The following is a 24,073-nucleotide window of genomic DNA, read 5'->3' as shown; positions in this document are numbered from 1 at the left end:
TGTTAAGGCAGCGCTGACGTAGTGTTTGAAGGGTTATTACACCCATTTTGGTCAAAGTAAAAGCCGGTCTGCGCAACGCTGGCCGGCCTTGTGGACTATACGCTTGGTCCGATGCTTTCCCAGAGACGCCGGGCGTCCCCCTCCAGGTCCCGCTTGACATGACATTCCACGTCTATGACCATGGTCGAGCGCGTGCTCTGGTCGTATCTCGGCCATTCCGGCTGTCCGGCGGCCCCGGGCTTTGATGTTCGGGCAAAGGTCGCCCACATCTCGCTCATATTGCGCGACGCCTTCGCCACCCCGGGCCCCGAACCCTGCAGGCCCCGAAGATCGAAGTTGAAAAACTTCATGTTGATTTCGGATGCGTGGCCGGCGCCGAACTTGAAGTTCGTGCCCGGGATGATGAAGTCCGACGGGTAGTCATAGCGATATCGATAAACCGGTGCGGGCTGGAGAGATTTACGTTCGGCCGCTGTCACCGAGTCGTTTCCGAACCAGACATCGCTGGCGATCGCAATATAGAGTTCGCTCGGCGATCTATCCGGATAAAGGCCGCGATATGTCGTTTCAATGCGATCGGAATACTCGCCAAACTCCCGGGATAGTCGCGCCTTCAGGGCGTCGCCGTCCATGGAGAACGTATCGGGACGTCCCATATTGAAGAAGGTGGCTTCGTCGCGGTTATGGCCGACCATCATCGGAATGTTGGCGGAGATGGGGGTTGCCACCGGGTCGAAAGGATTTCCAGGCAGTACCGTACCGTCAACAACAGGCCCCCACGAACCGGGCCGATTGAAATTCGCCCGATGGAGCCGATCGCTTTTCGGATCATGGGGATCAACAAGCGCCCCCTTGCCCTGGTCCGCTGCAATCTGAATGTCGATAAAAGCCTGGGCTGGAACGTCTTCCAGTCGGTGCAATTCGTTGAGCGCGATACCGAGGCCTTTAAGAACGCGTCTGGCCGTATCCGTCGCCTGGTCCCGCGTCAAGCGGGTCAGTGCTGCGCCACTCTCAACGCTCGCCTTGTGGAACAGGCCGTGTGCCGCTGGCATCGCCAGGAGCGTTCCGGTTTTAAAGCCGCCGCCGGACTCGCCAAAGATCATCACATTGCCCGGGTCGCCGCCAAAGGTCTCGATATTGTCCTTAACCCAACGCAGTGCCGCTACCAGATCGAGCATCGACTGGTTTCCGGACGTGGCATATTTTGCGCCGCCCAGGTCACCCAGATACATGTAGCCCAGCAAGCCGAGGCGATGGTTGCACGCGACGACGACGACATCATAAGCGGCCGCCAGATGGGCGCCGTCCTGAGACGGAGCGCCGGCCGACCCGGTGTGGTAGCCTCCACCGTGAATGTAGAACATGACGGGCCTTTTCTTGCCGTCGTTGACGGCAGGGGTCCAGACATTCAGAATCAGGCAGTCCTCGCTGCCAGCCGGCTCATTTTCACCGAAAGAACCGCCTGGCTTCTGCAAGGTTGGAGGCCCCAAGGTCAGGGCGTCCCGGACCCCAGACCAGTTCGGCGCATCCGGGGCTTCGATGAACCTGTTCTTTCCGGTAACGGGGCCGGCATAGGGAATGCCCTTGAAAGCGATCGCACCGCGGCTATGCCCCCCACGGAGCGATCCCTGGGCAAGTTTCACGGTTACATAGGGCTCTGAGGTCGCGGTCGTTCCGGCCGGCGCGCCTTGCGCCGACGCCGACCTGGGCAGCAGTCCTAGGGCGCCCAGAGCAACAGCTCCGTTCAGTAGAAAGCGCCGGTTGAGCAATACCCGCTCCATCTGAAATCCTTCCTGTTTGACAATTTTCGCCCGAGCAAACGGGTGCGATTTTCCCGAAGACTCTCCGATGCCCAGGCCGAAGTCAATTGCGCTACCCAGGCGGCCATGCCCTCCGGACGTCCGTATACTGGCGTCTCACGGCGTCACCGCGGCTGGGATGAATATTTAACCAGACAACGGAACAAATTGTTTTTACGGATATTTTCGTTCGCAATCCGCGTCATTCGGCAAAACCTTGCGACTGGCCGCCACGCAAGTCCGGCGCAAATGTTATTTTGAATATTTGATATGTAACATACCTTTTTATCCGCAGGTATTAAATATACAACAGTTGGTTCCGCATGTTGGAACTTCGCGACCCGGGCTGGAGAGAATGGCCCAGACAGGCACTATACCTGATCAGGTTTCAGCGTTTGCCGCCTTGCTTCTTCGCCTGGGCGTACGGGGACCGGCGGACATGCGATAGACGATTGAGTAGTCGACCTTCTGCCGTATCAGACTGGAGAGCGGCTGATCGCGGTCGAGGTGCCGGAACAGGATTTCAGTGGCCCTCTCGCCGATCGTGCTGATCGGCTGATGGACGGTGGTGAGCGGAGGCCAGCAACTTTCCGAGCCTGGACTGTCATCGAAGCCGACAATACTGACATCCTTTGGGACGACAAGGCCGGCCCGCTGGGCCGCCGCTATGCTGGCAAGGGCAACCGAATCGTTCCCGCAGACGATCGCTGTCGGAGGGTTGGGCAAGCTCAGAAGGCGAAAGGCGTCTTCGTGCCCACTGCCTGGCATTTCGGGGGGGACCAACGCGTATTCAGGACGCGACGCGATCCCCGCGTCTTGCAAGGCTCTCAGGAAGCCGGCCTCGCGCAGACCCATCGAAGCCAGGTGTCTGGAAACCGATATCCACGCGAGGTCGCGATGGCCCAAACCGATCAGATAGTTGGTAATTTCATAGACGGCCTGCTCGTCGTCCATTTCGACGAACGAACTCATGGTCTTGTGGCCGACCGGCGCCACCCTGACGAACGGCAATTTCAGTTCCCGCAAAGCCTCAATGAACGGCATCGATTCCGAGACGGGCGGAACAATAATAAACCCATCCGGACGAAAGCCGCTGAACCTTGCGTCTATCGCCTCGACGCCCTTGTCAATCACATCCCTCACCGGTTCGACGATCAGATGGTAGCCGTTCGCGATGCAGGCTCGCGATATTCCCACCTGAAGTTCAGAAAAGTAATAGTGCGAGGTCTGATCTTCAACAACCATGCATATGATGTAGCTTCGCGAACTCGCGAGCACCCGCGCCCCGAAATTAGGCCTGAAACCCGTCTCACGAATCAGGGTTTCGATCTCGGCGCGCTTCTTCGGACCGACTCCGGGAAGCTTGTTCACGACCCGCGAGATCGTCTTCGCAGATACGTTCGCCCGCTTAGCAAGATCGTCGAGTGTAAGATTAGCCAACTGCACTGCCTGTGATTTTCTTAGCACCAAGTTGCAATGACGTTGTCTCATTGCAACTTGGCAAGGGCGACCGCCCGCCCGAGCTTTTGCGAGGAGCCATGCGGCGCTTGAGCTGAAATAAATGCGAATACCAACCTGCACCTCATGGCTCAGTATCTGTGCAGGTTGGTATAAGTATCAATCATAACTGTCGCTTGTCCAGTGGGTAGTGCCAACATTCGCCGTCACCCATCGCCCCACGGGCTACAGGTTCAGCGGGGAACTTGACGGCAGCGCTGACGTAGTGCAGTTTACGTCAGCGCTGCCTGTTCATCCCAGAAGCACTCTCGCTTCATTGCGGCGCGGAACTTGGCGCCTTAAGTGCTGGCTCACTTAAGGCGCCCCTCTTTCAAAAAACGAAGCGCGCCGGGTTATGGCGCCGCACTCAGGGTGGGTAAAAATGAATTCGTTAATTCACAGGCTGGGCCTGAAGCAACTCGCAATGGCAGGTACAGCCCTGCTGGCGGTCAGCACGCACGACGTTCAGGCCCAAACGACGTCGCCATGGATGAACACAAAACTGTCCGCCGACGAGCGAGCCACCCTGCTCGAAAAAGCAATGACGCCGGACGAGCGCATTGGTCTGGTTCATGGGCCGATGGCTCTGACCTTGTTCCTCAAGGATGGCAAGCTACCCGAAGGGGCGGTTTCCTCGGCCGGCTTTATCCCCGGCATTCCTCGCCTGGGCGTTCCTGCCCTGCAGGAAAGCGACGCTTCGCTCGGCGTGACCAATCCGTTGATGTCGCGGCCCAATGACGTCGCCACGGCATTGCCGGCGTCGATCTTGCTGGCCGCCACTTTCAATACCCGGATCGCCTATGACGGCGGCGCCGTAGTAGGAACGGAGGCAAGCGCCAAGGGCATGAACGTCCAATTGGCGGGCGGCGTCAATCTGGCGCGCGATCCGCGAAATGGGAGAAACTTCGAATATGCGGGTGAAGATCCCTGGCTGGCCGGCAATATCGCGGGTGAGTCGATCCGGGGCATACAGGATCAGCACATCGTCTCGACCATAAAACACTTTGCGGTCAATGATCAGGAAACCGGCCGTTTCTTTGCCAATAGCGTGATCGACGAACAGGCCATGCGCGAATCGGATCTGCTCGCCTTCCAAATTGCCATCGAGACGGGCAAGCCCGGCTCCGTGATGTGCGCCTATAATCTGGTCAATGGTGAATATTCGTGCGGCAACAGCCATTTGTTGAACGACATCCTGAAGGGGGACTGGGCTTACAAGGGCTGGGTCATGTCCGACTGGGGCGCTGTCAAAGCGACCGATTTCGCGGTCAGGGGACTGGACCAACAATCCGGCGAGCAGATCGACAAGGCTATCTGGTTTGGCGAGCCGCTGAAGGCCGCCGTCGACAGCGGCCAGATCCCGGCGTCACGGCTCTCCGACATGGTGCATCGGATTCTTCGTTCCATGTTTGCCGCGGGCCTCTTCGACGTACAGGCACCCAAGTCCTATGACGCCGCGGCCCATGCCGAAGTCGCGAAGCGCGAAGCCTCCGAAGGCATTGTCCTGCTGAAGAATGAAGGCGGCATGCTGCCGCTCCCGTCTACGGTAAAATCGATCCTGATTGTCGGTGGACACGCAGACGGCGGAGTTCTGTCAGGCGGCGGGTCGTCACAGGTTGTCGCCGATATGAACCAGATGACATTGTCGCGAGGGGGCGAAGGTGTGTTTGCAGCCTTCAACAAGACGCATTTCCATCCCTCCTCACCGGTCAAAGCCCTGCGCGCCGCTCTGCCGGACACGAAAATCGCCTTCGATTTCGGGGATTACCCGGATGAAGTCGCCCGCAAGGCCAAAAATTATGATCTGGTGATTGTCTTCGCGACGCAATGGATGAGCGAAGGCCTCGACGCGCCAAACCTCGACCTGCCGTCAGGCCAGAACGACGTCATAGCGGCCGCGGTCGGGGCCAATCCCAACACCATCGTTGTCCTGGAAACCGGCGGGGCGGTGAACATGCCTTGGCTGGACAAGGTGCCCGCCGTCGTCGAGGCCTGGTATCCCGGCCAAAAGGGCGGCGAAGCCATTGCCGACATATTGACCGGCACGACCAATCCGTCAGGCCATCTCCCTGTCACCTTCCCCGCCTCGATCGAACAATATCCCCGATCCGGTGCGCTGGTCGGAATCGATGTTCCGGAAGGCGAGGTTTTCGACGTAACACACCCGGAAGGCGCCGATGTCGGCTACAGGCGCTTCGCCAAACTCGGCATGAAGCCCTTGTTTCCGTTCGGCCACGGGCTCAGCTACACCACCTTCGGCTATTCCAACCTGAAAGCAACCGGCGGAGACAACCTCTCCTTCAGCTTCACCGTCACCAATACCGGTAAACTGGCAGGCAAGGCGGCCCCGCAGGTCTACCTGAATGGAACGCCGTCGGGGCCTGTGAAGCGGTTGATCGGTTTTGCCAAGGTCGACCTGGCGCCGGGCGAGAGCAAGACCGTTACCCTGTCGGCCGATCCCAGGCTCCTCGGAAACTTCGATGTCGCTGCCAAGGGCTGGATGGTCCCCGGTGGAACCTATTCTATAGCCGTGGCGAGGGACGCTATGGATGCCGGACTGGCGACCGAAACCCAGCTCAAGGCGCGTCAGTTGAAGCCGTAAGGATTTTGGCGGCCTGCGCGATAAGCTTGGGAAAACGCCGCCTCCCCCCCCCCTTTTCTGGAGAGAACCATGCGACCCAATACGACCCTGCGAGCGGAAAGCGCTGCGAAAGCCGTGGCAGCCCTTTGTCTTGCCGGCACCCTGTTTACAGCGTCAGGTGCCCGCGCTCAACCGGCGCCCGAGCCCCCTGGCCTGACTTTCGTTTTCGAGGAGACGGTCACCCTGGACGCAGACATGAAGCCCTGGAAAACCGGGATGGGCGAGCGTAACATCATGACGATTACCGGCGGGACCTTCGAAGGTCCGGGTAACGGTGCCGGTATCAAAGGGACGATCATTTCGGGTGGCTGGGACTGGCAACTGACGCGCGCTGACGGCTGTACCGTCATCAACGCCAACTATATGCTGAAAACGGACGACGGCGCCATTATCAACATCGTCAACCAGGGCCCTGTTTGCCCACCCGAAACCGGAAAGCCTTTCGCCCCCATGCGCACGGTCCCTGTCTTTGAACCGCCCCTCGGCAAGTACCAATGGCTCGCCCAGTCCAGCTTCATCAGCACGATCGACCCCATAGCGTCCGCGTCAGGGCCCGCCGTACGTATCCGCTTTTACCGCGTCAACTAAGGTCCTCCAATGCACGGGGGAACCGGCACCGCGAGCCTGGCCAGTGCTTTGGCCCTGGCCGCATTAGGCGGACCCGTTTATCGGATTGCACTCTAGACTTCGATTGCAACGCGGAAACCTCGTCACTCGTTTGTGACACTTCAATCTCGTTGGCTGAAAAGTGACATTCCTAACTGGGTTGAAGGCGACATTCTCGTACGGGAGGACGGTGTCCAGGCCGATCAGAGATGTTGCGGTTTCGCGGAGTGCCGTTCCGGTAGCGCAAAATCAAAACATGCCTTCCTGGAAATTCGAGGTTCAGACATCCTGCTGTACCTCTTATAGTGCTGCGGGATAGCTGCATTCCTGTCCGCAAACACAGTGCCATATTTCCGCTTCAAACGGCATATTGCGGATGACTCGGCTTTAAAAGCTGGTTAGTGTTTGCGACGCAACACACCTGGACGGCTTTTGTGACAGATTTGTCAGTATTGGGCCGTCAATTGGAGGGGCCAGGGGCCGTCATACATGCCGAGCGTAAAAAGAGCCAAGAAAAGCGAAACCCGTCCCAAAGTCGTCCCGGAAGTCATCGCAGACGTTATCGCAGAAATCGTCCCGGAAGTGGTCGCGGAAGTCGTCAGTGAAGAGATTGTTGAAGAGAAGGGCTTTATTCTCGCCGGCGAAAAGGTCGCGCTTGAGCTTTACAAGAGCAAGGCCACGCTCAATAGCCGGATCTTCTTCGAAACACGGCTGCTCGATCCCAAAATGCCCCTGTCACCGCGTGATGTTGAAACGCGGACCAGCGATAACGGTGGCGACTGCCTGAAAATACGCAATTCCGGCATTGCGACCTGGGTAAGACTGGGCATCAACCTGCCCGCCTACGATACCCACAGCCCCCTGGCAACGTTTCGGATATTGGCCAGGTTCCGCCATATCGCACCTGTCGACGAACTCCTGACGGTCACCCTAAAGCTGGCCCAAATCAGCCCCGAAACCGGAGCACGGGTCGGGCTTAAATATTGCACCCAGGCGATTGTCGTACCTTCGGACACCCTGGTTGAACTCAGTACCGCCTATGCCTGCATTAGCGGCAGTTCTACCGACCTTTATTCCTTCCTGCTGGACCTCCACCCCAGCGTCGAAGCCGAGATCTACCTGATCGAGGCCGACTGGCTGGCGGCTGAAACGAAACCGTCTGAGTCGCCCGCCAAGCCGCGCCATATGATCGTCAGCAATATCCGCGCGGCCGAAGCGACAAGGGAACAGGCTTTGGCGGGAACGATCTTTGCCGGCGACCCGATCCTGACCTCGTCCGGGCATGTCGAAGGCTGGGCGCTTGCCGCGGACGGGACGTCCGTGGCCGTGGCGATGGCGGTAGTCGGCCAATCCGGTCAAACCGGTTCGGTGCAAAAGACGTTTGAAATTGTCGAAGATCTCTACACGGGTGCGGGCTTCAGCATCGATGTCAACAGCCTGCTCGCCAATCCGATCGATACGGAAATCGAACTTGTCTTGTCGAAAGGCCTCTCGAAGGTCGCGAAGGGCCTGACCTTACCGGCCCAAACCTCTGACGATGTGATCGTCGATGCAACCTTTGACGCCTTGAGCGAAGAAGAGCTCAATGCTGAACTGATTACCAACTCTCTGCTGGACAAATGGCCTGCCGGTTTGAAGGTCGATGCCGCAACACGCTTTCAGGAAACCGCGCAAGGCTGGCTGGTCGACTATCGCTCGGGCAAGCCGATCAAGATGGCTGTCTCGGCTTGCGAGGTTTCGAACGTCGGCGCCAACCGCGGCACGACCTACGGCATGCGTCTTCACGTCGAGGACATTCCGGCCGACGGCTATGGCCGCGTCATTGCGATCCTGGATGAACGGGACCTGCCGCCCGGGCCGTACTTTTTCAACTGCGGCTTTCGAACGCCGCTGGATGCGACATGGAAAAAGCTTGTCATACCCGAGATATTTCTCGGCAAGCTGACAACCTACGGCGAGAAGCGCGTCCTGAACAAGGTGCGCACGATAAAAAAACGCGTTCAGGTCGACCATACGGTCCAATTGAAGAATGTGCTGATCAACATACCGCGCGGTGTCGGCGCCGCCGGGCCTGACGACCAATTCTGCATCGTTTTCGATCTGGTGGGCCAGGGCGATCTGGTCCTGTTCAATGCCGGCCTGGCCAAGGCACGCAAGCTGCCCGTCATTCGCGACGTCAAGTCAGGCGACTTCGAGGACCAGAATATCGCCGGGCAATTGAAGTATCTCAAGCTGTCACCGCTTTGGGCACCGGTCCCGGACGTCGCGCCGCCGGTCGCTAATGCCGAAGAAATCCAGCCTGTTCGCGGCCCCGCCCTGACACCGTTTGTCCAGATCATTATTCCGGTCTTCAACGCCTCGGCCGATGTCGATGAATGCGTTCAGTCGATCATCAAGCATACGTCTTCGCCGTTCGAGATCATTCTGTCGGACGACAGTTCCAATGCCTTTACGATCGAAAGGCTCAGTCTGCTGGCGCAGCGTGACCCGCGCGTTCGCGTGCATTTGAACGACGTCAATCTGGGCTATACGAACAACATCAACCAGGCGATTCAACAGACGGTCGCCGATTGTTTTGTCCTGCTGAACAGCGATACGATCGTCTCACCGGGCTGGCTCGATAAGATGTATGCCGCCCTGAATGTGTCGGATGACACCGCGGCCGTCGGCGCCCTGTCCAATGCGGCCTCCTGGCAATCCGTGCCCCAGGTGAAATCGGGCAAGGAATGGGCCGTCAATCCGCTGTTTGACGGCGTGACCGTCGAGGCCATGGCCCGGTTGATCGAGGATCTGTCGGAACAGGCCTATCCGGAATTTCCGTTGCTCAACGGCTTTTGCACCATGTTCCGCCGGCGCGTCCTGGAAGAGGCAAACTTCTTTGCCGATGACGCCTTCCCGCGCGGCTATGGGGAGGAAAACGACCTGTGTCTGAGGGCGGGCGATCTGGGTTACAAACTGCGCGTCGCCGACGACTGCTACGTCTTCCACAAGAAATCACGCAGCTTCGGCGCCGGTCAAAGAAAAGAACTGTCCAAGAAGGCCAATGTGCTTTTGCGTAAACGGCATCCCCATATTGCTTTCGACAAGCTGGAAGCTGAGATGCGCGACTGTATTCCGATCAACAACCTCAGGCGTAAATTGGTTGAAGCCCTGCAGATAGAGTTGAATTCCAGTCCCAGCCCTCAAACCGTAGCGCCCGAATAGACAATGAAACCCATTCTTTTTCTTCTTCCTGTAAAGGGCGGCAGCGGCGGCGCGCACAGCGTGATGCAGGAAGCCGACGCCATGTGGTCAATGGGCCAACCGGTAATCATTGCCTGCAATGCCGGCAATACGGCGCTGCTGGCGGCCAATTACGCCGATCTGCCGCGTGTCAGCGCCAATATACGGGGCTTTCACAATGCCGAGGAACTGAAGGCCATTATCACGGCGATAGAACCAAAGGTCGTGGTCGCGACCACCAATCAGTCGGTCCACACCCTGGCTGAGGCGGTACGTGATCTGCCGAACGTCAGGACGGCGTACTATGTCCAGGATTACGAGACGTTTTTCTACGAAGCCGGAAGCGACGATTGGCGGCTGGCCTTCGCGTCCTACGGACTGATCCCGGGCATGTTGCATTTCGCCAAGACGCGCTGGTTGCAAGAGGTTGTGGAACAGAACCACGGCGTTTCCGTCACCAAGGTGGCGCCCAGTGTCGACCACACGGTCTATTATCCCGATTTCAGCCGGATCAGCGACGAAAGCACAGCGTCACGCGCCATTACCATTGTCGCCATGCTGCGCCCGGTGACACCGCGCCGCGCCCCCCAGCGGACGGTCAGAATCCTCAACCAACTGGCGCAAACCTATGGTGAGCGGGTCAATATCAAGATTTTCGGCTGCCAGACGGCCGATATCGCGGCCAATAACCTGCACATCGATCCGCAAATCGAAAATCTCGGTGTCCTGAGCCGTACGGAAGTCGGAAATCTGTTTCGCGAGACGGACATGTTCCTCGACCTGTCGGATTTCCAGGCCTTTGGCCGGACGGCGATCGAGGCGATGTCATGCGGGGTTATCAGCGTGGTGCCGGCTCATGGCGGCGCCTATGAGTTCGGCGTCGATGGCCAGAACTGCTTTGTCGTCGACATGCGGTTTGACGATCGCATCCTGGCCTGTGTCGAGGCCGCCCTGGCCATGCTGCCCGGCGAACGGTTCGAGATGAGAAAGCGCGCCATCAAGACGGGCTTTCAGTTTTCGGTCGAAAAAGCAGCACTTTCCGAACTGGACGTGCTTGTATAGAGCTGCCGCGCGAAAGCCTTTGACCGACATGGAGAAGTTCGCGCAACGCAGTGACGGCACGTCTTCGGCTGTAGAATTTTTCGGCACGAAAAGCACGAACTAAGTCGAAAAGCACGAACTTCAGGTGGTTGGATCTACCGCGCGCAGCGCCTCAATTCGTAGACGCCGCTTACGATCAATTGCCCTTCGGGCGAAGGATGCCCAGCGCACTCCCATTCGTGCTTTTTGACTTCGTTCGTGCTTTTCGTGTCAAAAAATTCCACACTCGCAGACGTGCCGTCACTGCGTTGCGCGAACCATCTTACACTCACTGGGAGTCACGATTTGCTGAAGGGCTCTCTCCGCTCCGCCTACGCAACGCCGGGCAGGGATTCCATCTTCATATTGAACCGTTTTGCGAACAGCGCGACGTGCTCGGCCAACCGTGGGCCGTATTGACAGTTCAGGCTGATGGTCGAGCCTTCGGATTCGATCATGACAAGGAAAAGCCTGAAAAACATGCCCGCCAGCACCGGATTGGCGCAGGACAGCACGGTTTCCAGCCGGTTGAACCAGACCTTGTAAACATCGTCGCCGGCCAGGCGGTTTGAATAAAAGCCGTCCCACATAGGGATCTGCTTTTGATCCAGGACCTTTTTGCGCGGCTTGAATTCGAACATGCATCTCAAGGTGTAGGCATTGCGCTCCGACACAAAGATGCTGGCAATCAACAAAGACACGGCGCGGTCTTCCCCACTCGAGAAATCGGTATAGGTGTCGACAACGGACAGCATGAAACGACTGCTCAGCAGGTGTAGAAAATAGCCAAGATTGTCTTCAAACAGCTTTTGGAAGGCGAGCCAGTCGTTATCGCGCTCGGCGTACAAGACGGGCTCAAGAACAGGATAGGAGCCGAGTCCCCTGGATCCCCGCCGCAAACGAATAAGCAGGATCTTGAAGCACAGATGACGCGGAAAATTCTCGACAATCAAACGTGTCGGAAGCGTCAGGACAGAATTGTCATCCCTGGCACATTCCGTGGCTCTGATTTCTTCCAGTAGGACGTCCCGCTCGCGGCCGTCGGGAAATATTTCCTGCAGAATTTTCAAACCTGACTGCATCAGCTCAGCGTCTTCGGAATTGTGCGCGATCAACAGGTGCTGGACCGCATCGACCGGCATCAACTTGCCGACATTTCGCTCCTCCGAAAGCAACAGGCTGGAATATTTCGCCGCCTCACGCCAATGGCTCTTGGCCAGTTCCTTCGACAGCAGGGCACGCAGAATGGAGGTATCCGTTGGATACAGCTCCAGACCCGACAGGAGAGCTTCTTTCGATGCAGCTTCCTTTCTGGAGTTTTTCAGCGCCACGCTCAGCTTGACAAACAGGATGGCCGGCGCCTTTTCCAGGGCGGTCTTGGCGTCATTCCAGAAGGTCACGGCTTTCGCCCAATTGCGCCGCGCCATATGGATTTCGGCCAGCTCCATCAAAAGCAGACCGGATTGCGGATACCGCTTCAGACCGATCAGGACAGCGGCCTCGGCGTCGTCAAACAGGTTTTGCGCCCGGAAAGCCTTGGAAATGGCCGCCGCCGAAGCGTCAGAGCCGGCATAGTCGCCGGTCTTCACCAGGCGGGCATACAGTTGCGGGACGACGGCGAAATCCCGCCTGGCACAGGCGAGACGCGCCTGTTCGCCCAACAGATAATCACTGTCCGGATAGAGCGAGGTCAGTATCTCGAGCTGCTCCGCGGCCGCGTCATACTGTCGCCGCGCAATGAATTTGGAAAGCTTGGTTAGCAGGGCCACGTCAATCGCGGGCGTATCTTGAGTGGACGACATCTGGTGTATTTCTGGCAGCCCGATCGAAAACAATATGGCCGTCACTCTGCACCAGATGCGTTCCGTTTGCCAAGTGGTTTACCGCCGGATTGTGCGGAGGTATTCAGGCTGCGGCGCGCAGGCTGGCCAATGCAGCTTCGTCACCGGCCGCCAGGGCGGTAATCACGTGGATACGCTCGGCAATGACCGGGTCGGCCGCCAACCGCGAGCGCTTGCTCAGTTGCAATGTGATGTCGAGATAGACTTGGAAATCGTTGAGGGCGCTTTCGCTGAAAAAGTCGTCGGGCGCCAGCGAGGTGATAAAGGCATTGAGCGCGCTGCGCCCACGCGGATCGGTCAGGCTGCCATCCTTGTGCCGCGCCAGAATATCGAGAATGACGTCTTCCATGGTTGAGGGCGTGGTCTCGATAAAATGGGGCGTCATATCGGCCTTTCAGGCTGAACGCAAAAATCAGGCGACACAGACGCCGTTGCAGTAGACCAGGCTGTGCGGCGCGAAACCCAGGGTCGACATTTCGACCCGTGACAGAACAAAGCGCTGACCTGATGGCAGGACCATATCGCTGTCCGATCCGTCTTCCAGATAGATGGCGCGGCCGAATTCCGCCAGGGACTTGCGGACGCTTTCGATTTGCATGGCCTTGGCATAGGCCCAGCGGCAGGTTTTTTCAGTAAGGGACATTAGACACCTCATCCATTTTGCGTAGCTTTTGCGCCAATTTTTGTAAGAAAGAAATGCGGATGGCCCGGGTCGCGGCGCGCTTACAAAAAAACAATTCAATTCGGCTAGATTTAACGCTACGATAGACCGCGGAGCCGCGAGGTTCAGGACAGAGTAATGAAGCGCACCCAAAGTCAGGTACAGCCGGCGATCAGCGATCCATGCGAAGAGGCGGCGCAAAGGGAGCATGGCGCGCGTCGCGAACACGGCGCGCACTGGGAAAATGTCCGTCACCCGAAGCAGCGCTTTGAATGCCTGAAATGCGAACCGCACCACATCACCACGGTTTTCGGCTTCGGCGACGACATGGTCTGGCCGCACAGCCCCGACTTCGACGCCTGAGTCGTTAACCCGCTTTCGGCACATCGCCCCCGCAGATACCGCTCAGGAAATCTTCGTGGCTCGGCATGAAATTGCAGCAAGTTTCTATAACTGCGCGCGTGTCGGCGAGCCACCGATTCACGTCGTTGCTCTTAATGCTGAGTGTGAGCGGGTCCGGCGCACGCGGTCGCAGGCCTTGCCCGTACATCACGGCAAACCAACTTGGCACCCTGAACTGCTCATTTCGCTCGACCGGTATCCGGCCGCGGCTTTCAAACAGTTCAATCCGGTGCAACAGACTTTCGGGTATGCTCATGTTGCGGCAATAGCGCCAAAACTCAGAGTCGTCCCGCTCGCCGACATGGTAATGCAGGATTAGAAAATCGCGGATGTCTTCGTACTCCTTGATCATGTCGCGATTGTAGGTGTCGATATCTGCACGATCAAAACCTTTGTCCGGGAACAGGTATTGAAGGCGCGCGATGCTATTTTGAATCAGCATGATCGAGGTCGACTCCAGCGGTTCCAGGAAACCTGACGCGAGTCCAACCGCCACGCAGTTCTTATGCCAGAATTTCTGCCTTCGACCGGTGACGAAACGCAACTGTCGTGGCTCAGCCAGACGGCGGCCTGGCAGATTTTTGCAGAGAAGGTCAAGCGCGTGATAATCGTGCGCAAAGGCGCTCGAATAGACCAGCCCGTTGCCTTCTCTATGCTGCAATGGAATGCGCCATTGCCAGCCTTCGGCATGCGCGGTCGCGCGCGTAAACGGTGCGATCTTGTTTGTGCCTTCCGTGGGAACGGCAAAAGCGCGATCAGCGGGCAACCAATGGCTCCAATCCACAAAGCCCACGCCTAAGGCCTGCCCGAGAAGCAGGGCGCTGAACCCCGTGCAATCAATGAACAGGTCTGCGTCGCACCGCCGCCCGCCATCCAAAAGGAGGGCCTCGATGAATCCGTCGTCTCGGAGAACCACCTCCTCTATCTTGCCCTCGACACGTTTTACGCCCTGATTTTCAGACAGTTTTCTGAGAAAGCCAGCATAGAGGGAAGCGTCAAATTGATAGGCGTAGGCTAATTCCGCCAAAGGTGAATTGGCGCCGGTGGGGCGCATGAATTTACCGCGCAGCGAGGCCAGGGCCGCGAGGCTGTAAGGCTCCAGCCGATCTTCGCTACTGTCCTGTGCATGCCGCAGCCACATGGAATGAAACGGAAGGGAGCCGAATTCACGCCCATACTTGCCGAAGGCATGATGGTAGCTGTGTCCGATCCTGCCCCAGTTGACGAACTCAATACCCAATTTGAAGGTGCCCTTGGTATGCTTGATGAATTCGTTCTCATCAATGCCCAGGGTCTTGTTGAATATTTGAATATAGGGCGTTGTCGCCTCACCGACCCCGACAGTTCCGATGTCGTCACTCTCGATGAGCACGATCTCATCCAGGTCATCGCGGAGAACTTTTGAAAACCAGGCAGCCGTCATCCATCCGGCTGTTCCACCTCCGGCTATGACGACTCTTTTTATGGGTTGCGGCATGTCGTCCTCATAAATTTCACAAGAATGGCCAGTTGCGCTCATAAAAAAGAAGGTCTGGCCTTAGGGAGGGCCAGACCTTCAAGGATGCCGGAGCTGACAGGAGATCAGCAACCGGCGGGGGACCCATTTACTAGAGCGCAATCCGATAAAGTGGCTGCCACTTTTCGGTTAAATTGCGCGACAAAACAATAAATTAGAGCGAAATGACGATTCTACTAAAAAGTCATTTCGCTCTAGACGGTTCAGAAACTGCCCCTCAAGGTGAAGGTATAGCTGCGGCCGTCGTATTTGATGGATCGAACCAGGCGAGGATCAACTTCAAACTCCCGGACAGGAGAGTTCGTCATATTGTAGCCGTCGAACGAGAGCGTGAGTCTGTCCGTCAGATTGTAGGATGCCGCAATATCGAGCTGCCCCCGTTCGGAGGCGTTACGAGAATTGCCGGTATAGGTGCCGGCTGACGTAAGCGGGTAGGTGGAGCGCCAGTTATAGACTCCACGGATACCGAACTTGGGTGTTTCGTAGTACAGGATGGTATTGTACGTGAATTTGGAAATACCTGGGAAGGGTGCCGCCTTCGCACCCGCACCACGCTGCTTGGCTGTCGTGAAGGCGTAGTTGAACGCACCGCCAAAATTCTTCCAGAAACCCGGCAGAAAGTCGAAGTTCTGCTGGATATTCAGCTCAAGGCCATTCACATAGGTCGGCTTATCGACATTGTAGGACCCGTTCGCGTTGATATGGTACTCCAGCGACGCGGTCGAGGAACTTGCCTTACAGAAGGTGCCGTCCCAATTTAGGTTGCCATAACCCCAGCCGCCGCCATCGGCCGGACACAGAATGGCAGGGTCGGAAATGCCCTCGACACGGTTCTCGAGAATCTTCTCAAAATAGGCCACGGAGATCAGGCCGCCGGGGCGGTTATACCACTCCCACGACACGTCCTTGGACGAGGCGGTATAAGGCTTTAGCCGGCTGTTGTTGAACGATATATTGACGTCCTTGACGGTTTTCGTCGAAGTCGAAAGCGCCGAATTCGTTGTGACGGTCGTATAGGACGAGTTATTGGACGTTCTGGGATCCGGCCGAACATAGGTATCGTAGTAGGCCGCGCGGATCACCATGTCGTCACGCACGTCCAGCACGGCAATGGCCGATGGCAGGATATGGCTGTATTTGCGCTTGTAAGTCGTTGTGCCCATATCGTTTGGGCCTCCGAATCCGTTCCAGAAGTTCGACTCAGCGGTGGCGTCTGCGAAGACCGGGCTTAGGGTCGTATAGGATTCCTCAGCCGATTCACTGCGAACCCCGACATTGCCGCGGAGGCCATGACCCAGGATAGATGTATCGAATTTGGCCTGGATGTAGGCGGATGTCAGGGTGCTGTCGATGTCGAACTGATGCTCATAATAGGCGCCGTCTTCATAATAGTTGTTAAGACCGGTGCTTGCGAGCGGGTGGTTCATCCAGACGGCGACCGGCTGAACTGCGGGTAGAAACGCAAATGGATCAATGGCCTGCCAATTGCTCGAAATGGCAACCTTGCCACCCATGAAATCGGATGCCCCCGGAGGCGAGATGATCATCGACTGCGTAATGTTCTGTGACTTGATACCATAGGCCATGTTTCGGTATCCACGTTCGTGGTACCCGTCTTTTTCCAACCGCACACCGCCCTGGACGCTGGTGATCGGACCGAAATTCAGTTGACGCTCGGCATCGAATTGCGCCGCGTCCACCGAGTTCCATGCCTTGTTGACCGTGCCCGAAACATTCAGCGTGTACCTGCCGTCGGCGGTATACAGATTTTCCTGGTCGCCCGCCTGCCAGTTCCAGTAACCGGAAACATACGAACCGCCGGTTACATCGCGGAACGGCATGGCAAATATCTGGTTTTGCGGCGTTGGCGTGATGACCTGCGATACGGCCGACGCGTGCCCAAAACCGTTATTTATGGTCGTGGTCAAGCCGTTGCCACCCGAAATTGAGTTGGTGATCAGGTCGAGTTCGGTTTCCGAAGAGGTGTTCGTGCCGCTCGAAGACGCGAGTACGCCCGTTAGCTTCCATTCCTCATTGTGCCATTCGGCGTTAGCGAATAGTCCGTGATCTCCGGCATGCTGCGAGTACAGGCGGGTCGATGACTTACCCGGATAATTATTCCAGGTGACGGTCTGGTACAGGGCGCGGCCGTCATTCATCATGACCGGAGAGCCGACGGGGCTGACCGTGCCGGCGCCGTCCCAGAACGAATTGATCTGGAAATATTGCACCGTGTCCGGCAGATTGCGATCGGTGTAGAACCCCGTCAGGCCGAGCTTGGTATTGTCATTGGGTTTCCATTCCATGCCGGCCGAACCCGTCCACAGTTCCCCGACATTCATGCGGGAATATTGGCGCAAGGTGTTCAGGACATAGAGTCCCTTTTGACCATTGGTGCCGGTCGCCGACCCGTTATAGGCGGAGGTGCCCAGCAAGGCCGACAAGGCACACGTATCAACGCCGGAGCACGACGAACCTGTCGCTGAGTAATAGCTTCCGTATTGCGCCGCGAACTGCGCGTTCGTTAAGCCGGTGTTCGTCGGGTTCAGACGCGAGTAGCCATTGAAACGAAGCTCATCGCGGCGAAAATTTTCCTTTTTGTACGCCAAGGTGCCGAACACGGCGAAATCACGGCCCAGATGCTTATTATATCCGATCGTGAAGGCCGGTGACGTCAAATCCCCGAGCGTATTATATTCCAGAGACGTCTTGTAGAATCCGCCATCCTTGCGCGACAGGGCCGGCGCAATCTGCATATCGATATTGCCGGAAAGTCCGCCGGAAGGCGCGTTCGCCATCGGAGACTTTTCGATCACGAAGGCCGAAAAGATGTCCGAATTGAAGGAACCCATTGCGGCACCATCGGAACCGCCGGTTGCCCCCTGAATCGGCGGCGCGGCGATGGCCTGGCCATTTAAGGTAAGACGAGCATAGTTGCCGGGCATGCCGCGAAGGTTGATCGATGCCTGCCGTCCTTCGGCTTCACGATTCAGCTGAATACCGGGAATGCGCTGTAATGCCTCGCCGACATTGAGGTCGGGGAAGCGGCCTAAACCGTCAGATGATATCCCGTCCGTAATTTCGACGTTTGTGCGCTTCGCCCGAACGGCATCTGCATAGCTTTTCTTAAAGCCGACGACAACGACAACCTGCGCTTCGTCGCTCGCCGCAGGTTGAGGTGCCGCGTCCTGTGCCTGCGCCACGCTGCAATAGCCACCCATCAACATAGTGGCGCTCAGAAGCGCGCACCTGAGTGGCTTTCCCGTTTGTATCAAATTAGCCATCTATCTCTCCTTGTTCCTGGACCTTTGATGTTCTTGTTTCGCTCCAATTGCGCCGGCATTGCGCGACGCGCCGTCTTTCCGTTCGTGTGCAGGCACGACGCTCGAAGCAATTGGTAAGTCCGGACAGTCTCGTCCCAAAATTCCACATCCACCCATAAAAATTACTGTTCCTTGTTTGGCGTCGTAAGGCCGCCGTTTAACGCGGTACTATTTTGGGCTAACGCCTATCCTGACTCAAACCGCAACCATTTTTTGTTTCGTCGAAAATCTGCGCGGCAACGCAGTGTATTGATTTTAAACATGGATGCAGTGGCCCAAGAGTATGTTTTTGGAATAATTTTGTCAATTGCGTGATAAATAGAATAATTTTATTACAGAAATAAGCGGCTATGAATGAAGCCACTTTAAGGCTACTTGCGAACCAATTTTGATTTTCATTAATGGAAATAACTTTTACAATTCAAGGCCGACTGGCCATGCCAATGGCATTCGCTGCCGATCGCCACGAAAATAAAAGACCTAAATAAAGTTGCAAAAACATCACAATTGATGCGTTGGACGACCCGTCAAATGCACGAATCGGCGGCGCTGAGGTGCGTCGCCACACATGTCACAAAGTCCGAAATTGCATCGCTGCCAGGCATTAGCGTTCAAAAACGAACACCCGCCGCGAGGCCCGGAATTTAATGCGTTCGCAATCAATAGCTTAAATCTTCCTGCTATATGCTACCATAGTCCCCGAAAGCCGCGCCATTGCGAACGCGGCCTCTGAGGGGACATCCAATGCACAAACTGCTCGCCGTCACGGCCACCGTCCTGATGTCGGCCCTGGCCTGTCCGTCCTTCGCCGAGGATGCGGCGGGAAACTGGCTCGGCGCGATCGATGGCCACCTGATCAGCCTGGTCCATATCGAACGCGCCGCCGACGGCCGCCTGACCGGAACCTTCGCCAGCCACGAAAGCCCGCTGACCGCCGCCGATCCCCATGCCCTGAAAAGCCCCCTCTCCGACATCACCGCGACGGACGACCACCTGGCCTTCAAGGTCCCCGGTAACGGCGGGATTTTCGACGGCGGCTGGGATGACGGCAAAAAGGCCTGGACCGGCCGCTTCCAGTGGGGCGAAGGCGGCTATGTCTCGCCCCTGGCGCTCAGCCGCACCGACACGCAAGCCCTGCCCGAAGCCCCCGCGCCCGTGGCCTTTGCCCGTCCCGAGGACGAAGTCCGGGCTCTGGACGGACTGGCCCAGGCCTATACGGACGATGGACGCTTCATGGGCTCGGTCGTGGTTGTGCAGAACGGCAAGGTCCTTCTCGACAAGGGCTACGGTTTCGCCGACATCGCCCGTTCGGTTCCGAACACGCCGCAAACCGCCTTTCGTATCGGCTCGATCACCAAGCAATTCACCGCAGCCGGCATATTGCTGCTTCAGGAACGCGGCAAGCTGAAGATCAGCGATCCTGTCAGCGCCTACCTGCCCGACGCACCGGCCGCCTGGCAGCACGTAACTCTGTACAACCTGCTGACCCACACCTCAGGGCTCGGCGACTATGTCGCTGATCTCGTACAGCCATCGGGTCCGGACAAGCCCGCAGCCTTCGAACAGGACATGACCCCGGCGCAGTTGCTGGCGGTGATCCGCGAAGAGCCTCTGCTGTTCGAGCCGGGCAGCCAGTTCAAATACAGCAATTCCGGCTATGCCGTGCTGGGCGTGATCATCGAAAAGGTCAGCGGCCAGCCGTACGGCGACTTCCTGCGCGACAACCTGTTCGGGCCGGCGGACATGGCCGCCTCCGCCTATGATCCGGCGCCCGCGCCGGACCAGGCCCTGGGTTATTCGGCCAGCCTGTCGGGCCCGGTCCCGGCCGCACCAATGGACCCGTCGGCAACCTTTGCGGCCGGCGGGATCGTTTCCACGACCGGCGACCTGCTGAGGTGGCAAAAGGCCCTGGTCGGCGGCAAGGTGTTGTCGCCGGCCTCGCTCAGCCAGATGATCACCCCCTTCAAGAGTGGTTACGGCCTGGGCGTCGAAATTGCAGCGCCTTTCGGCCACACCGATATCCGCCACGGCGGCCACGTCTCCGGCTTCCGGGCCGAGGCACATTACGAACCGGCCGACGGGCTGAGCGTCATCGTGCTGGGCAATTTCGATCGTGACGGCGCGAATGCGCTCGGCGACGGCCTGCTGGCGGTGGCCCATGGTCTGCCGGGCGTGCTGCCGCCCCGGCCCTGGCCGGTCGCGTCCCAGGTGCTGGCCGGCTACAGCGGAACCTATGTCCTGTTGCCCCAGCTCAGCATCGTCATCGCCTATGATGACGGCCAGCTGACCGCCCAGGCGACGGGACTGCCCAAGGTCGCCATCTACGCGCAGTCGGAGACGGTCTTTTATGCAAAGGAGCTCGACGACACGACGCTGGAATTCGTCACGGGCCCTGATGGCAGCCCGGGCGTCCTCCTCCACCGCAAAGGACAGCCGGATCTGGCCGGGCGGCGGGAATGACACAAGAGCGCAATCCGATTTCGCCCGTATTGTGGACCTATTGCGAAAAATGGACCTTGATGGTCTTACCCGTATAGGTCACCGAACGCGTCGTCGTTGCGGAGCCGATGCCTGAGGCATTGTCAGAGGTCACAAGGACCAGGTTGAGTTTGCGTTGCCTGGTCATACCGGGGAAGTGGCCGTCTCTGGCGCCGATGGTCAGGGTCCTATGCGCGTCGTCCCAGATCAGGTCGTAGGTCGCGCGCTGGCCCTTTTCATAATTGTAGGTCTCGTTGTCATCCTCATACAGGGTGAACCTGCCGTCAGCCCCGGGATAGATGCGAACCTCATAGGGCGCATCCGGCTGCTCGGTGGCATATTGTACCTCCGGCCCCAGTGGGATGATCGCTCCGGCACGAACGTACAGGGGCACGATGTCCAGCGGCGTCTCTTTCGCGACCGTCTGGCCGCCGGTATACCGGGCCTGGGTCCAGAAGTCGTACCAGTCCGCGCCTGCGGGCAGGTAGGTGTTCATGGTTATGTTGAGGGCCGGCTTGTCTGTTTTCAAGCTGCTGATCTGTGACGGTGTACGCCAGGACAGGCGAATATTGCGGTTTGATGTCGCCTGGTAATATTCGATCTTCAGAGCTACCTTTTGACCCTTTTGCAAGGTGACTTTCGTGCCGCGATAGCGGCTTGCTCCATTGATCCAGTCCTCGATAACGATCTTGCCGTCGAGCAAAAGCCGGAAGCCGTCATTACCGTCCAGTCCGATTTCGTACTCGCCGTCTTCCGGTGCGAGCAGATATCCCTCCCACCGGGCGGAGAAGTGTTCGACGCCGTCAAGGCCGCCTGGAGGTCCGGCCAGGGGCGGTCCGGGCCAGTTGTGGTCCAGAACCGTATCGACAACCTTGCCTTTGGGCGTTTCGAAATTCTCGCCGGCAAAATACTGTCCGGCCAAGCCCGGTTGCCCGTCCGGGGTTTGAAGATAGCGTGTGGCAATGGTTTCCGGTGGCGGGTCCTGGATGTGATACATGGCGCGTGTGACCGGGTGCACCAGCAGCGAGGGGCCGAACATGAGGGCGTCGTTGATATCGTGTGTCTTGACGTCGTCGGGGAAGTCCATCGGCACGGGCCGCATCAGGGTATAGCCCTTGTCCGTCACCTTCCAGCTTAGGCTGTAGATATAGGGCAACAGCCGGTAGCGAAGGTGGACGGTATCGAGAAGCGATTTGTACATCTTCGGGTCCAGGTCTTTGAAGATATAGGGTTCGCGTTCGATATTGGTTCCATGGACCCGCATGATCGGGTTGAAGGCGGAAAACTGGAACCAGCGGGCAAACAGTTCACGATAGCCGGGGTTGTTTTCGCCTCCCGGGAATTCTGTTACGAAAAAGCCGCCGGTATCCTGGGACCAATAGGGATTGCCGGTAACGGTCACATTGACGCCACCGCTGACCTGCTGGCTCAGCGTTTTCCAGTTGGCGTAGATATCGCCCGACCAGGATGCCGCTGCCGTGCGCTGGGCGCCCGCCCAGGCCGAGCGCGTCAGGGTGAAGACCCGCTTGTTGCTCGTGGCGCGCTGTCCCTTATAGGCGCCCTCCGTCGTCAGCAGCGAATAGGGATTGAGATAACGCGAAAAGTCGCCCATCGCGTTGGTGCCCAGGCCGCGGATATCACGGGCGACCTCCTGTGGATCCCAGCAAGCCGTCCCGACCTCGACCTCGGTGCCGTCCATCCACAGACCGTCGACGCCCTTGTCGAGCAGTCCCTGCTTCACGTATTTGAAATAGATATCCCGCCCCTGCTGGCTGTAGGCGTCGTAAACCCGCGCCTTCTTGGAAATCCAGTGCAGCGGCGCAAATCGCAGACCATGACGATCCAGCTCGGCGCCAAGCTCGGTGTCGTTTCCGACAGACGGCCATATAGACACCACCAGCTTCACATTCAGGTCGTGGAGGGACCTGGTCATGCCTTCCGGATCGGGATACCGGGTCTTGTCCCAGGTCATGCCGCTCCAGCTTCCGTCCGTGTCCGAACCCCAATACTGCCAGTCCTGGACAATGTAATCGAGCGGAAAGCCCTCCTTGCGGAAGGTGGCGGCGACTTCGACAACCCGATCTTGCGTCTTGTAGCGTTCCTTGCTCATAAACAGCCCAAAGGCCTGTTTCGGATACATCGGCGCCACGCCGGTAAGGTCGCGGTAACGGGCGACGACTCCGTCCATCGAGTCGGCTGCCATAAAGTAGTAATCGACACCGCCGGGCGCGTTTTCGGCCCACAAGGTGGCGCCGTCCGGCCCGTCCTTGAAACGCATTTCGGAATAGGTGTCCCACATGATTCCGTAGCGTTGCGTCGACATGATCACCGGAATGACGATGCCGACATTGGTCTGGATCAGGAGCATTTCCTTGTTGCGCCGGTTGGTTTGCGCCGAGCTGTCAAATCCCAGGCCGTAGATCCCTTCGTCGGGCAACAGGGTGAAGCTATTGCTGGCCTCATAGGTCGGCTTGCCGGCAATATCGACGGACTTAAGCGACTGCGGCGCGTCGGATTTTTCCTGGGTGTATATCTTGCCGTGAGCGTCCTTGAAGGTGAGTGCGCCCGTCGACTTGTCGATGACGATCGTCAGCTGCTTTGAAACGACACTTAGGGATCCAGGCCTGTCCATGAGCGTGAAGGGGACGGCTTCCGGTTTTTCCAGCACGACAAGACTGGGTTTGGCCCAATGATTTTCGCCAAGATTGGCGTTTACGCGTACCGTTCCGGGCCCATAAAAGATAAGATTCTTCGTCACGCCCGCGACGTCAAACTGAACGCCGTCTTGAAGCCGGGTGAAGGTGAATCCGCCCGGAACCGACGTCTCGACATGCAACAGATGGCCATTGGCATCCAGCCCGGAAGGGACTGCGGCGCCCGCCTCCGCCGACGGATAAGCCCAGGGTAGACCCAGGCCCATTAACCCGATGATTGTCAGTGCCGCGCGGACATGTTTCACGTTAAAGCCCTGTTGTTGCGTTCCTGCCTGTGCGGCATTCTGATGATA

Annotated in this window: 14 protein-coding genes; 6 read left to right on the top strand and 8 right to left on the bottom strand. The window is 57.9% G+C overall.

Going from position 1 to position 24,073, the window contains the following annotated elements; translation table 11 throughout:
- Nucleotides 1-95: 95 nt before the first annotated feature.
- Entirely contained in the window at nucleotides 96-1,781 is a 1,686-nt protein-coding gene (locus AC1DXO_RS06365; RefSeq protein WP_476977274.1) for a carboxylesterase/lipase family protein, read from the bottom strand.
- 399 nt (nucleotides 1,782-2,180) lie between these two features.
- Nucleotides 2,181-3,239, bottom strand: coding sequence for a LacI family DNA-binding transcriptional regulator (locus AC1DXO_RS06360; protein WP_476977273.1), 1,059 nt, complete (start codon nucleotides 3,237-3,239; stop codon nucleotides 2,181-2,183).
- A gap of 439 nt (nucleotides 3,240-3,678) precedes the next feature.
- On the opposite strand from AC1DXO_RS06360, the gene AC1DXO_RS06355 reads away from it, so the two are divergent.
- The 4 genes from AC1DXO_RS06355 (at nucleotide 3,679) to AC1DXO_RS06340 (ending at nucleotide 10,827) form a co-directional block, all read left to right on the top strand.
- A complete protein-coding gene (locus AC1DXO_RS06355; protein ID WP_476977272.1) occupies nucleotides 3,679-5,898 on the top strand; it encodes a beta-glucosidase in 2,220 nt (739 codons plus the stop codon).
- A 69-nt stretch (nucleotides 5,899-5,967) separates the two neighbouring features.
- Nucleotides 5,968-6,525 carry a DUF3237 domain-containing protein gene (locus AC1DXO_RS06350; protein ID WP_476977271.1) on the top strand — a complete coding sequence of 186 codons (558 nt, stop codon included), beginning with the start codon at nucleotides 5,968-5,970 and terminating at the stop codon, nucleotides 6,523-6,525.
- 507 nt (nucleotides 6,526-7,032) lie between these two features.
- Entirely contained in the window at nucleotides 7,033-9,747 is a 2,715-nt protein-coding gene (locus tag AC1DXO_RS06345) for a glycosyltransferase family 2 protein (RefSeq protein WP_476977270.1), read from the top strand.
- Between the two features lie 3 nt (nucleotides 9,748-9,750).
- The gene (locus AC1DXO_RS06340) at nucleotides 9,751-10,827 is read left to right on the top strand and encodes a glycosyltransferase family 4 protein (protein ID WP_476977269.1); all 1,077 of its coding nucleotides are present in this window, start codon (nucleotides 9,751-9,753) and stop codon (nucleotides 10,825-10,827) included.
- A 350-nt stretch (nucleotides 10,828-11,177) separates the two neighbouring features.
- Here AC1DXO_RS06340 and AC1DXO_RS06335 read toward each other — a convergent pair whose 3' ends face one another.
- From AC1DXO_RS06335 to AC1DXO_RS06325, 3 genes are all read right to left on the bottom strand, one after another.
- Nucleotides 11,178-12,647, bottom strand: a complete 1,470-nt coding sequence (locus AC1DXO_RS06335; RefSeq protein ID WP_476977268.1) for a tetratricopeptide repeat protein — start codon at nucleotides 12,645-12,647, stop codon at nucleotides 11,178-11,180.
- A gap of 103 nt (nucleotides 12,648-12,750) precedes the next feature.
- A complete protein-coding gene (locus AC1DXO_RS06330; RefSeq protein WP_476977267.1) occupies nucleotides 12,751-13,071 on the bottom strand; it encodes a hypothetical protein in 321 nt (106 codons plus the stop codon).
- Between the two features lie 27 nt (nucleotides 13,072-13,098).
- Nucleotides 13,099-13,329, bottom strand: a complete 231-nt coding sequence (locus AC1DXO_RS06325) for a hypothetical protein (protein WP_476977266.1) — start codon at nucleotides 13,327-13,329, stop codon at nucleotides 13,099-13,101.
- A 156-nt stretch (nucleotides 13,330-13,485) separates the two neighbouring features.
- Here AC1DXO_RS06325 and AC1DXO_RS06320 point away from each other — a divergent pair, with 156 nt between their 5' ends.
- Nucleotides 13,486-13,710, top strand: a complete 225-nt coding sequence (locus AC1DXO_RS06320; RefSeq protein ID WP_476977265.1) for a hypothetical protein — start codon at nucleotides 13,486-13,488, stop codon at nucleotides 13,708-13,710.
- 4 nt (nucleotides 13,711-13,714) lie between these two features.
- Here the strand turns inward: AC1DXO_RS06320 and AC1DXO_RS06315 are convergent, their stop codons facing one another.
- Together AC1DXO_RS06315 and AC1DXO_RS06310 are read right to left on the bottom strand one after the other, a co-directional pair.
- The gene (locus AC1DXO_RS06315; protein ID WP_476977264.1) at nucleotides 13,715-15,226 is read right to left on the bottom strand and encodes a tryptophan halogenase family protein; all 1,512 of its coding nucleotides are present in this window, start codon (nucleotides 15,224-15,226) and stop codon (nucleotides 13,715-13,717) included.
- 242 nt (nucleotides 15,227-15,468) lie between these two features.
- Entirely contained in the window at nucleotides 15,469-18,549 is a 3,081-nt protein-coding gene (locus AC1DXO_RS06310; protein WP_476977263.1) for a TonB-dependent receptor, read from the bottom strand.
- A gap of 783 nt (nucleotides 18,550-19,332) precedes the next feature.
- Between AC1DXO_RS06310 and AC1DXO_RS06305 the strand changes: the two genes are divergently transcribed.
- Nucleotides 19,333-21,048, top strand: a complete 1,716-nt coding sequence (locus AC1DXO_RS06305; protein WP_476977262.1) for a serine hydrolase — start codon at nucleotides 19,333-19,335, stop codon at nucleotides 21,046-21,048.
- A gap of 37 nt (nucleotides 21,049-21,085) precedes the next feature.
- Here AC1DXO_RS06305 and AC1DXO_RS06300 read toward each other — a convergent pair whose 3' ends face one another.
- Nucleotides 21,086-24,025 carry a glycoside hydrolase family 31 protein gene (locus tag AC1DXO_RS06300; protein ID WP_476977261.1) on the bottom strand — a complete coding sequence of 980 codons (2,940 nt, stop codon included), beginning with the start codon at nucleotides 24,023-24,025 and terminating at the stop codon, nucleotides 21,086-21,088.
- Nucleotides 24,026-24,073: the final 48 nt, after the last annotated feature.

This window comes from Asticcacaulis sp. P2_C5 (assembly GCF_056404555.1).
This window is presented reverse-complemented; position numbering and strand designations above follow the sequence as displayed.